The 12,138-nt window shown below is 41.7% G+C and carries 9 protein-coding genes and 1 pseudogene; 7 read left to right on the top strand and 3 right to left on the bottom strand.

Features of this window, described 5'->3' with window-relative positions; translation table 11 throughout:
- Positions 1-253: 253 nt before the first annotated feature.
- The 3 genes from L8S15_RS07905 to L8S15_RS07895 are packed head-to-tail and all read right to left on the bottom strand — an operon-like array spanning position 254 to position 2,708.
- Entirely contained in the window at positions 254-1,609 is a 1,356-nt protein-coding gene (locus L8S15_RS07905) for an FUSC family protein (RefSeq protein ID WP_016785221.1), read from the bottom strand.
- A 9-nt stretch (positions 1,610-1,618) separates the two neighbouring features.
- Positions 1,619-2,485, bottom strand: coding sequence for an HlyD family secretion protein (locus tag L8S15_RS07900; protein ID WP_016785222.1), 867 nt, complete (start codon positions 2,483-2,485; stop codon positions 1,619-1,621).
- 10 nt (positions 2,486-2,495) lie between these two features.
- Positions 2,496-2,708: a DUF1656 domain-containing protein gene (locus L8S15_RS07895; protein WP_280572434.1), complete on the bottom strand. Its 213-nt coding sequence runs from the start codon at positions 2,706-2,708 to the stop codon at positions 2,496-2,498.
- A gap of 472 nt (positions 2,709-3,180) precedes the next feature.
- Here L8S15_RS07895 and aspT point away from each other — a divergent pair, with 472 nt between their 5' ends.
- The 7 genes and pseudogenes from aspT (at position 3,181) to L8S15_RS07860 (ending at position 12,049) form a co-directional block, all read left to right on the top strand.
- Positions 3,181-4,896 (top strand): aspartate-alanine antiporter, encoded by a 1,716-nt coding sequence (gene aspT / locus L8S15_RS07890; protein WP_280572432.1) that lies wholly within the window; start codon positions 3,181-3,183, stop codon positions 4,894-4,896.
- A 164-nt stretch (positions 4,897-5,060) separates the two neighbouring features.
- Positions 5,061-6,659, top strand: coding sequence for a bifunctional aspartate transaminase/aspartate 4-decarboxylase (locus L8S15_RS07885; RefSeq protein ID WP_280572430.1), 1,599 nt, complete (start codon positions 5,061-5,063; stop codon positions 6,657-6,659).
- 209 nt (positions 6,660-6,868) lie between these two features.
- Entirely contained in the window at positions 6,869-7,726 is an 858-nt protein-coding gene (pdxY, locus tag L8S15_RS07880; protein WP_280572428.1) for a pyridoxal kinase PdxY, read from the top strand.
- Positions 7,727-7,952: 226 nt separating this feature from the next.
- On the top strand, positions 7,953-9,125 hold the full coding sequence (locus tag L8S15_RS07875; RefSeq protein ID WP_102297707.1) for a patatin-like phospholipase family protein: 1,173 nt from the start codon (positions 7,953-7,955) through the stop codon (positions 9,123-9,125).
- Between the two features lie 16 nt (positions 9,126-9,141).
- Positions 9,142-9,567, top strand: a complete 426-nt coding sequence (locus L8S15_RS07870; protein ID WP_102387813.1) for a hypothetical protein — start codon at positions 9,142-9,144, stop codon at positions 9,565-9,567.
- Positions 9,568-9,723: 156 nt separating this feature from the next.
- On the top strand, positions 9,724-10,629 hold the full coding sequence (locus L8S15_RS07865) for a LysR family transcriptional regulator (protein WP_016767437.1): 906 nt from the start codon (positions 9,724-9,726) through the stop codon (positions 10,627-10,629).
- 259 nt (positions 10,630-10,888) lie between these two features.
- A pseudogene (locus L8S15_RS07860) lies at positions 10,889-12,049 on the top strand (BamA/TamA family outer membrane protein).
- Positions 12,050-12,138: the final 89 nt, after the last annotated feature.

Below are 12,138 nucleotides of genomic sequence, written 5' to 3'. Positions count from 1 at the left end.
TGTTCAGTTGTTATGTATTTATCCGTTAGGATTGCTAGTGTGAATGTCGCGACTAAAAATGCATTGCGTCAATCAATGAGAGGATTTTAAGAGGAGGTGGCAGATCGCGTTAATCGCGTTTGATGGACGCTATCCTACTTTAGTGAATAACTACTCTAACATTCTGATTTATATGATTTTTATAAGATAAAAACGGCCTGCTAAGTAAAATACTGGGCAGGCCGTATTGTTGAAGTGGTTTATGTATTGAGCTTTAAGCGGTGACCTTCACCCTAAATAGATCAGTAAACAGCTTGGCTATCATTAAAATGATTAAGATATTAACCAACATTAATAGCGGTGTTTCAATTTGGTAAACGGGCGTAAGGTTGAGAGCTCCAGATGTCAGTACGACTAACAAATTAACACCTAGTATTCGATGCACCATGAGTTTAGGCGTGGCGAACACTTTCCATATCACCATAATGTTAAGGAAGTAGAATAGACCGAGCGCCCATAACTCCGTCATTGAGGGCATCACAAAGATGTACTGCAACAGAATCACCGATCCTGTGCCCAAAACACCATAGAAGGCATCCTTAATAACGCTTGGTGGCATTGTCGGCACCATAGAAGAGAATACACCGGCTAACATAGGAAAGATAAACCCGCCCGGCACTGGAAGATAAATCCAAATCAATAGTGATGTGATAAACATCGACACGCCTTGCAGCACTTTGCGCCCATCTTCATTCAAATGTTCAACAAACGTGCGATGAGCATGATGCCAAGAAACTTCTTTATGATCGCCCATTACATTGAGTTCGCCTTCAACAAGAGATTGTTCTGGTGTTAAGACATCGAACGTCTTCAAGTTCTTAATAATAACCGACCACTGGATACCCAAGTTAGGTTCACTGTTACTTTGTTTGATTAATGCATCTTGGATATGCGCCATTTCATCGATACGCAAACGCCATGTTTGGATGTTCTCTTTAAGATGATAACTTCCGGTCAGTGGTAAATCTAAAAGTTGATACAGCTTATCAATATTTGCGGTGTTGCTTTCAAGTGCGGCAATATCGATGTCGTCTGATTTTTCCATTGCATCTAACAACGCTTGTTTACTTGTTTCGAAACGTTGTACAAAGTTGAGCTCAGTATTCACAGGCCACACGATGCGATACACAAAAGAGAAGACCACAACTCCTAGTAGTGTCTCTTGAAGCCTAAGAACAGCAAAGTGAAAGGTGGTTTGGCTATCAAACCCGCCCATGCATGAAACAATTGAACACACGGCAAATCCAATTGAAAAGATATAACCGTACTTCTCGTCGCTCGACATGAAGATACACACCCCAAGGAACAGCGTAAAAAATGCTAGAAACAAGAAACGATCTTGAGAAAACATGGCGATAAGGAAAAAGGCATAACCGGTCCCTAACAAAGTTCCCATTAACCGGTTATGGCCTTTGTTTATTGAATGGGCGAAGCTTTCGTTCAATGTCATCACTGCAACGGCTATCGCAGCCCAATAGGGTTTTTCCCAGCCAAACCACAACGCTAGGCAGATTGCAATAACGATAGACAGTGCGGCTTTAATCGCGTCTTTAGTCGATGCAGTGAACATTAGAACCACCTAGCTATTTTTGATTATTTTAATCGAGGCAGTCATACCAACACGCAGTTGTACGTCCTCAGGTATTTTGTCTAACTTAACTTTGATAGGAATGCGTTGGGCGAGACGTATCCATTGGAAATTTGGATTCACATTTGGCAATAAATCATTACCAGTGCTGCCGTCTTGCTTGGCAATACCAAAGCCAATACTTTTGATATGTCCTTCTAGTTGAACATTGTTGTGCATCATTAAGGTCACATAGGCAGTGTCCTGAACGTCGACGCCGACTAAATCAGTCTCTTTGAAATAACCTTCAATCCAAAAGCTATCTTCATCAATTAGCGCAACCACAGGTGAATTTGCGACGACTTGAGAACCCACGCGTAGGGTCAGGTTAGTAATATAGCCGTTAGTAGGTGCATATACCTTGGTGTACTCAAGGTTAAGATGTGCTTCTTCTACGTTAGCTTTTGCCAGTTCGACATTCGCGGCGCTTGTTTCTACCGCGTTGTTTAAGTTGTTTAGAGTAAGCACGGGCACGGCACCGGGCGTTCTTTTCTCTAAATTCAAGGCGCGTTGTTCTTCATTTTTGGCTTTGGCGAGTAGGGCAAACGCTTGTTTTTGTGTGGCAAGTGCTTTTCTGTAGGTCGCCTTGTAAATACTCGGATCGATTTCAAAAAGAAGATCGCCTTTTTTCACTTTAGAGTTGTCTTCGACATGTACTTCAATCACTTGACCCGTTACTCGAGGTGTAATCGAGACAATATAAGCACTCACTTGCCCGTCTCTGGTCCACGGGTTACTTGAGTACGACTGGTAATAGCTATAAACCACAGTTCCCGCAGCAGCCAATAATAAAAGTGTGATGAGATAACGTTTGATCAAAGTAAGTGCCTCAAAAAATGGTAATAAAATGGCCGATAGCGCCAGTAAAAATCACGATCAAGCTCAGTTCTGCTATTGCAGGAAAGGCGACGTACTTATGAAGGCCAAAACTGGTAGCGATTGACCCTGTTAGCATTGTCAATATGTAAGCCAGTGCGATAACCAATAACAGCGGTGGGAAGTAGACTTCACCCCACACAAGTTCATGTGGCATTGTGTTCATGGTTCTTTTCTCTATTTGTTTGATGAATACAAAGATAACGGAATTCGATTTATTGTGATAATCGCGTATAGAGGACCGGATCCATCAAAAAATCGACTTTACTAGGTAGCTATGCCAGCCATGTCTTTCTTTAGTATCGCAAGCCATTAGAACAAGGCCAGGTAGGTTACCGTTCAGGGTTTAAAAACAATTAATCGCAATTTATTTCGAAAATAACTCATTTCTGCTGGTGCCAGATGAATGCAGTTAAAACAACGACTTTAGAAGTAAATTACGCTTTAAGAGTTATCCAAATAGTCAAAGTGATGATCTGATCCATCAAATGAGATTACATATTAAAACCTTTTGTTCTTAATATTCGGTTCGAAGCAACGAGATGCTTTATTTATTTTTAATAATCAAACAAATATCATTATTAAGTTATTCGTTAGATTATTTACTCCTTATATTTAGTAACAAGAGTAAATTTGTCATGGACATTATTTCTAATCTGTTTGACATGGCACCATTTGTCGCACTATTTATTACACTCTCATTGGGTTATATGGTTGGTAAAATTACTATCGGCCGATTTGTTTTAGGCGGGGTAGCCGGAACATTATTAATGGGTGTAATTATTGGCCAATTTGGTGTTCAGATTGATCCCGGCGTAAAAAGTATTTTCTTTGCGCTCTTTATTTATGCTGTGGGTTATCAAGGCGGCGCGCAATTTTTTAAAGCCCTTAACTTCAGAACCATTAACATTCTGCTCTCTGCGGTTGTTATGACGGTTTCAGGCTTATTGTGTGTGCTTGCTGCCGCGTGGTTATTTGATCTAGATAGAGGTACAGCTGCAGGTCTAGCGGCTGGTGGCTTAACTCAATCCGCGATCATTGGTACTGCAGGCGATGCGATTGCACGTTTAGGCGGCGTATCTGAAGAAGCCAAGCACCTGATGCAAACAAACGTAGCGGTTGGTTACGCGGTAACATACATCTTTGGTTCTTTAGGACCAATCTTGATGGTGACTTGGGTATTCCCAACACTGATGAAATGGGACATTCGAGCTGAAGCGATAGCCCTAGAAGAGAAAAACTCTAACGGCAAACGCGATTTAGCAGAAGGCGAATTTAACGCAGTCACCGCTCTAGTGACACGTGCTTTTAAAGTAACTCACGACGATAAATTGGTTGGGCAAACGCTAGCACAACTGAATCAATCATCACTTGCTGCGTGTATCGAACTTATTGAGCGCGATGGAAAAGAGCTAAGTGCAGACAAGTTCACTGCGCTTAAAGCCGGCGACCTTGTTGTGGTTACCGGCCGTAGAAATGCGGTTCATGAGCTACAGAGCAAGGCACAAAGCAATGAAGTAGCATTACCGGAAAGCTATGAAGTTATTGAAGAAAATCGTCAACTTATCGCTGATAACCGCAAGCTAATAGGTCGCTCGCTAAAAAAAATCAAAGACAGCTCAAACGAACGCTCATTCCGTGGCGTGTATGTGACAGACTACATGCGTGCAGGTACTTCAGTGGCGATTACTGAAGACCTTATTGTTGAGAAGAACGATGTTATCCAGCTAACGGGTACCGCTCAAGACATTAACCGAGTTGAAAAATACATCGGTAAGCGCATGGGTTCTGCGACTATGACTGACTTCATCGTACTGGGTTTCGGTATGGTGTTGGGCCTTCTTATTGGCTTAATTAGCTTCAAGATTGCAGGCATTCCCGTCACGATTGGTTCTGGTGCAGGTTGTTTGATCTCTGGTTTACTTGTTGGTTGGTTACGTAGCCGAAACCCACATGTGGCTCAGTTCCCAGTGGGTGCAGCAAACTTCATTCGTGACTTTGGTCTAGCGGCATTTGTAGGTATTGTTGGCCTACAAGCAGGCCCTCAAGCGGTTGATACCATCAAAGAACACGGAATGTCACTTCTGTTCTTGGGTATGGCAGTCACCATCATTCCACAGATTATTTCATTCTTCTTCTCGTACTTTGTGTTGAAGATCAAGAACCCAGTAGAAGCTTTAGGTTGTGTGACTGGTGGTCGAAGTGCAAACCCAGCATTCGCAGCATTGATGGAGAAAACAGGCAATGCAACGCCAGTATTTTCGTTCACCGTGACTTACGCTGTAGCCAACGTGTTACTGACTCTATGGGGACCAATTATCGTCGGCATTATTACCGTTAATGCGGGTATGTAATTGAACCTAAGAATTCATTACAGATTTAAAAGACACTAAAAAATTATCACCTTAATTAAAAGACCTGCCCAATAACGAAATAGGGTAGGCCTGAATAATCACACTTAAGTAAAACACTTCATTCTAATTGAAAGTGTTTAAGATTAAATTATTAGGTAAATATCATGACTACACAAAATACAACTATCGACTTTTCTAAATTCGCTGATTTAAGCCCGTTTGAATTAAAAGACAAATTAATTGAAGTTGCGCAAACAGTGCCAGACCGTACTTTATTAGATGCAGGTCGTGGTAATCCAAATTTCCTAGCAACATTGCCACGTAAAGCATTTATTCGCTTGGGTGAATTCGCAGTAATGGAAGCGGAGCGCACATACTCTTACTTAGACGGAAGTTTTGGCGGCATTCCAGATGGTGTTGGTATTGTTGAGCGCTTTGATTCTTACGCAAACAACAATCAACAGAACCCAGGTGTTCAATTCATTGAAAAAGCTCTGAGTTACGCAAAAGATCGATTAGGTATCGAGAAGCAAGTGTTCTTAAATGAGCTAGTGAATGCGTATTTAGCGTGTAACTACCCAGTACCACCACGCATGCTGACGAATATCGAAAGCGTTGTAAAACAATACATTGCAGAAGAGATGTACGGACCAATGCCAATGACGACAGATTTTGATCTGTTCGCAACGGAAGGTGGTACGGCATCGATGACGTATACGTTCCAAACCATGTTTCACAACGGTCTACTAAAGAAAGGCGATAAGGTTGCGTTAATCACACCAATTTTCACACCTTACCTGGAAATCCCAGAGCTTTCTGAATACGAACTAGAAATTGTTGAGCTTCGTTTAGATGAGACAACATGGCAGCTACCTATGTCTGAAATCCAGAAGCTTGAAGACAATGACATCAAACTACTATGTGTGGTAAACCCAGCAAACCCTGCATCAGTTAAGTTCTCTGATGAGACTCTGAATAACCTTTCAGACTTCGTTAACACACAACGTAGTGACCTATTCATTATCACCGATGATGTATACGGCACGTTCGCAGACGAGTTTGTTTCTCTGTTTGCCAAACTTCCATACAACACGCTTTGTGTTTACTCATTCTCTAAGTACTTTGGTGCGACTGGCTGGCGCCTTGGCTCGATTGCGATTCAACACAACAACGTGTTCGACGATGCGATGCGCAGCCTACCAGAAACGCGTCAACTTGAACTGGATAATCGCTACAAGACGGTAGACCCAGAACCACGCGGTATTAAATTCATCGACCGTATTGTTGCAGACAGCCGAAGCGTGGCACTTAATCACACTGCTGGTCTTTCACTACCACAACAAGTTCAAATGGCGCTGTTCTCATTGAACTGCCTAATGGATTCAGAGCAAAACTACAAAGAATCGTGCAAGCGTATCATTCGCGAGCGCTACAAAACTCTGTATAAAAACATGGGTATCGAAATTGAAGAAAACAAAGATCGTGTGGACTACTACACATTGCTTGAGCTCGACACTTTGGGCGGCAAATTGTACGGACCAGCTTTCGTTGAATGGTTCAAAGCGAACGAGAAGGGCAAAGACTTCTTGTTCCGACTTGCACACGAAACTGGCGTTATCTTGCTTCCAGGCAAAGGCTTCGATGTAGTACACGCGTCTGTTCGTGTATCGCTAGCTAACCTGACTCACCATGAGTATGAACTGATTGGTCGCGCAACTCGCAAGGTGTTGGATGAGCACTTCACTGAGTTCCAAGGCGCATAAGCTCTAATCAGGCTTAGAATCGAATTCATGATTTTAAGCCAATGATGTTCAAATCACTAAGAATAAGCCTCGACGATGTCGAGGCTATTCCGACCAAATAAGTACAGTGGTTAGAAGGCAAAAACTGCTTCTCTGACGTTCCGTTGTGTTTATTTAGTCGTCTTACCCTAGTAATCCAAAATCTAATTCAAACTGAAAAAGAGCGGCGTATGAAAAGTATTATTTCTATTCAATCTCACGTGGTTTATGGGCATGCAGGCAACAGCTCTGTGGTTTTTCCAATCCAAAGAATGGGACTCGATGTGTGGCCAATCCATACCGTTCAGTTCTCTAATCACACTCAATATGAACAAGGTTGGGCGGGACAAACATTCAGTTCAGACGATATTCGAAACTTAGTTCGAGGCTTAGACAACATCAGTGCATTGAAAGATTGTGGGGCGGTTCTATCGGGTTATCAGGGAAGTGCAGACCAATGCAAAGCGGTTGCCGAGGCGGTGAACCTCATCAAAGAAAAGAACCACAGCGCGCTCTATATTTGTGACCCTGTAATGGGAGACCCGGACAAAGGTTGCATTGTTGATGTAGGTGTTAAAGCGGCTATTGCCAAGCATTTGCTACCTTTAGCTGATGTCATCGTACCAAACCAATTTGAGCTGAGTGAATTGACCGACACCAAAATTCACTCACTTTATGATGCAGTTACAGCCTGTAAGAAAGCTCTGAAGCTTGGGCCAAAAATTGTGCTAGTGAAACATCTACACTCATTACCGGACGACGCATTCAGTATGATCCTCGCAACGAAAAAAGCATGCTATTTAGCTCAACGACCGAACATCGAATTTGATAAACAACCGGTTGGTGTTGGCGATCTTATTTCGGGCTTATTTACTGCAGGATTAATGAAAAAAATGTCTCCGGTGGCTGCACTCCGTCACGCAAACAACGCCGTCTACGGTGTATTGGAGCTGACTAAGAGCTATGGCACTTGGGAACTACAAACGATTAATGCTCAATATGAATTTGTTGAGCCTACTCACGACTTCAACGTAGTTAAAATAGGCTAGAGCGTTTAACTCCAACAGTGTTTAAGACGAAGGCTAACAGGGTGACTATTCGATGGATAGCGTCCTCCAAATGAGATTACGAGTTACGCCGGATCCTAGCTATATTACGACCATAAAGAGATGGACTTCACTTTATCCCTATTTATTAACCTCTCTGTTTTTTTACTTCTCTTTTTATTAAACAGAGTCTCTGGATTATTTTAGAGAACATTAAATGAGCCTAAATATGAACCGTCTAATTTCTTCGGGTTTTACTGTAGCTATGTCTTTGCTCGTGGTGGCTTGTAGCTCACCTCACACATTGGATGTACGCGTAAACAAAGACAATTATAAAGAAGTCACTGTAGAAGATGCATCATCACTAGTAGAGCCACTGCGTATTTGGGCGAGTGAGGCGCCAGACTTCTTATACTCTGCAGATGATCAAACCACGCCAATTACTGTATCAGGCGATCAACTGAACATCCTGGCATTGTCAGGAGGTGGCGCAAACGGAGCTTTTGGTGCGGGTATCTTGATAGGGCTTGAAGAATCAGGCCAGCTGAAGGATTACTCCATAGTGACTGGCATCAGCGCAGGAGCATTAATGGCACCGTTTGTATTTATCGGGGGAGACGCGCTTTCGAAGATGAAAGAAGTAATGTTGAACATCAATGATAAATCAGTGCTCGGAAAAAAGAACTTTTTAAACACTGTCTTTAAAGATGCGTTTACCGATGGAGAACACTTGTACCAGTTTATTGCTGAGGCTTTCCCTGAACCGATGATTGAGCAAATTGCAACGCAACATCGCAGCGGCAAACGTTTGTTTATTGGCACCACACATTTTGATTCTGGCGAGCTTGTCATTTGGAATGTGGGCGCAATAGCAAACAGTGACATGCCAAATAAGTCTGAACTCATTTATAAGGTCTTGGCGGCAAGTGCTTCCATTCCCGGAGTATTCCCACCGCAGTTTATTAATGTGGAACATGAAGGTGTAATTTTTGAAGAGTTGCATGTCGATGGCGGTTTAGCGACTCAAGTGTTCTTCAATCCATCTAACTTCGATTATCAACAGATCTCAGATTCACTTGGGTTAGAGACATCACCACAACTCGATATTATTCGAAATGGCTCGCTGAAAGCACCGTATCACTCACTCAGAGATAAGGGGCTCGATTTGGTAGCAAAGAGCGTATCAAGCCTGACTCTTGCTCAAACACGTGGTGACCTATATCGAATGAAATACATCTGCGAAATCAACAATATCGATATGCAATTTACTTATATGGAACACGACTTTGGTTATGCAAAACGCACCAAAGACATGTTTGATGAACATTACCTATTAACCATATACAAATATGGTTATCACAAAGCAACACGCGGGAAACCTTGGGTAACCGAATTACCTTAGTTAGGGATATTAGAAAATGAGAAAAACAACATTAGCGATACTTTTAATGACAACGTCTACCTGTGTAATGGCCCAAAACGCGACCTTAATGGAACAACAGAAAATCGATAATGACATGCTACAACTGGCCGACGTTCAGCAAGAAGCGGCGTTGACCATGGTTGAAGAAAATTCAGACTATGTGGCGATTGATTACATTGGTCTGTGGGGTGAAGTGAACAATTACGTTACACACAAAGAAGCCAAGCAACGCCAGCTTCAAAAAAACACCAAAAAATACATTTACTCGCAAACGGGTGAAACTCTAGAGTCCATTGAGCAGCGTATTGCTGAACATATTCAAGCGGATCAACCTAGATATTTTAGTGTCGATGTTTACCGCAATTACCACGGTGATTCAGGCGACTTTAACTACTTAGCACGAATTATCGAATACATTTAAGTATTCGTTACACGTCAATGATAGAACCTACTGACTTAAGTAGGTTTTTTTTTAAAACCAGACAAATTCATTTCACTATTATTATTCTGACAAAGTAGATCTTTCGTCAACCTGTGATAATTTAAATACATAACAACTAAAAGTAAGCACAACAAAATGAATTTCAGCATTGAACAACTTCTCGCGTTTGTGACTGTCTATGACCAACTGTCTTTTAGCAAGGCTGCGGTTAAGCTTAACAAGCACAGAACAACAATCGGCCAGGTTATTACTAACCTTGAAGACCAACTCGCGGTAAGTCTATTTGAAAGGGTTGGAAGATCGGTTAAGCCAACAGAAGATGGGCACCATCTCTATCACTATGCTAAGCAAACGATTGAACAAGCACGCACTTTCGACAAGGTAGCCTTGAGCTTGTCTTATGGCGGTTTGGAAAACATTACTTTTGCTTATTCAAGTGTGATACCTCATCAAATCCTTGTGGATATTCGAAAGAAGTTGCGTCGTGATTTCCCGATGATGCGAGTGAATTTTCTTGTACGAAATAAAAAAGACATTAAGCAAGGCCTTCAGAGCGGTGAGTATCATTTTGGATTGGTCAACGTGCATGACAGTCGTGGAATACACAGTTTTGATGCCACCTTTTTAGGCCATATAGAATTTTTTCCTTTCGTTCAAAAAAATGGTGAGTTTTCATCTTTGGCAAAAGAAGATGTACTTTTAGCGCTAAGAAATGCGAAGCAGTTTGTCTTAAAATCCTTCATTGAAGAAGGAATGTCCGAAAAAATAACCGTTAGTTCTGACAATGAAGAAGTCGACCAATTAGCGCTAGTTATCAAAATGGTTGAAGCAGGTCTAGGATGGGCACTTCTACCAAAAACGTTCGCTCATTCTGAATTTTCGCATTACGACATCGAACCTATACAATCATCTGAAATGGAACAAGGATTTAAATTTGGCTTTGCACTATGGTGCCCTCATTCTAAACAAATTAGCGAAGTTAAGTCATCAGTATTATCAGTTATCAAAGAAAACGTAGAGCGATTGCTAAAGCGAGATTAATGAACCAATAACACAGTTTACTTGTTCACAGAGGCTCATTTATATGAGCCTTTTTCGTATTTGTCATCTTTAGAATGATTTGATTTTGTAGGGCTAGATCCTCCATATGAGAGTAGGGCAATGCCACAGTTTGACCTACTCTAACCCAGTCGATTAAGGACCCCCTTTATTGGCAATAAGTGTTTAATTTCTATGTTTATTTCAAGGAAGCAAACTTTCGGTCGGGTAATTACCCGGCCTTTTTATTGAGGCCAATCTTATGAATCGCTGCGGCGGCTTTGCTCTTTTTTCTTGCTCTTTGCTTACGATAACACCTTCCTTTGCATCGTTTTATGATCCTGTTGATAGTCAATTTGATATGGGACATCACATTGCAGAAAATGCAACGGGGTTTTTACCTATACCTATACTAATTACCGAGCCTGCGGTTGGTTATGGTGGTGGTGTTGCTGGGTTGTTTTTACACGAGGGCGAAGAAGAAAAACGAATCCGTAAAGAAGCAGCGTTAAAGGCTATTGATGGTGGTGCGCAACTTGTTCCATCTGCGATGAGTGTTGTTGGTGCTTTAGGAACAGAAAATGAAACCTGGTTTGTTTTTGGTGGCCACAGACGTTCATGGATGAATGATTCAATTCGTTATACCGGTGGCGGTGGTTTCGGTGTTGCGAATATCGATTTATATAAGCAACTTTCTTTTGGTGGCAAAGAATTAGACTTGAAATTTGGCACATCAACGTCGGTCGCGGTACTTTCACAAAAGGTGCAATTTAGAATCGGTGATACACCTTGGATGATAGGTTTGAAATAGTTATTCGCCAAGTCTAAAGTTGAATCTGATAATCGTTTGGTCGACAAACTCATGGAGTTTACCCTAGGCACTGAATCAGTGACATCTGGTTTAGGTATTGAAGCTGAGTTCGATACAAGGAACAATTTGTTTTATCCAACAAAAGGATATCGATTTTCTGCAGACTACATGGTATTTGACGAGGTGATTGGTAGTGATTCAAACTATCGAAACTTAAATATTGAAGGGGAAGGTTACATTCCAGTGTCAGAAAAGTGGACACTTGGGTTAGCGGGTAACTATCAAAATTATGAGCAAGGTGATGGATTTGTGTCTCCCACAGCTAAGCCCTATGTTGAATTAAGAGGTGTGTCTTCATTTCGCTATCAAGGGGATGAAGTTGAAACCCTTCAAGGGCAGCTGAGTTACAGTATCAATCATCGTTGGAAAGTATCAGGCTTCTATGGTTCAGGAAAAGCAACGGAGCGAGCTGATCAAAGTAACAAGGTGAATGCGGGTGGAGTGGGCTTCAGATATCAAATTGCGAGACGTTATGGTTTACACCTTGGTATGGACTACGCGCAAAGCCATGAAGAACGCGCTATCTACTTTAATATAGGCAGTGGTTTCTAGAACTACTAAATCGGTTTGATTTTTTCTAATAAAAAAGGCGCTAATTATTCATTAGCGCCTTTTTAGATTTTGTTCAGCTAAAAGAATAA

Origin of the sequence: Vibrio sp. S/42/10, from assembly GCF_029890535.1 — a bacterium.
Lineage (GTDB): Bacteria > Pseudomonadota > Gammaproteobacteria > Enterobacterales > Vibrionaceae > Vibrio > Vibrio cyclitrophicus.
This window is presented reverse-complemented; position numbering and strand designations above follow the sequence as displayed.

Coding starts and splice junctions, on each gene's coding strand:
- L8S15_RS07885 (WP_280572430.1), top strand. CDS start 5,061: ATGACTACACAAAATACAACTATCGACTTTTCTAAATTCGCTGATTTA.
- aspT (WP_280572432.1), top strand. CDS start 3,181: ATGGACATTATTTCTAATCTGTTTGACATGGCACCATTTGTCGCACTA.
- L8S15_RS07865 (WP_016767437.1), top strand. CDS start 9,724: ATGAATTTCAGCATTGAACAACTTCTCGCGTTTGTGACTGTCTATGAC.
- L8S15_RS07895 (WP_280572434.1), bottom strand. CDS start 2,708: ATGAACACAATGCCACATGAACTTGTGTGGGGTGAAGTCTACTTCCCA.
- L8S15_RS07905 (WP_016785221.1), bottom strand. CDS start 1,609: ATGTTCACTGCATCGACTAAAGACGCGATTAAAGCCGCACTGTCTATC.
- L8S15_RS07875 (WP_102297707.1), top strand. CDS start 7,953: ATGAACCGTCTAATTTCTTCGGGTTTTACTGTAGCTATGTCTTTGCTC.
- pdxY (WP_280572428.1), top strand. CDS start 6,869: ATGAAAAGTATTATTTCTATTCAATCTCACGTGGTTTATGGGCATGCA.
- L8S15_RS07870 (WP_102387813.1), top strand. CDS start 9,142: ATGAGAAAAACAACATTAGCGATACTTTTAATGACAACGTCTACCTGT.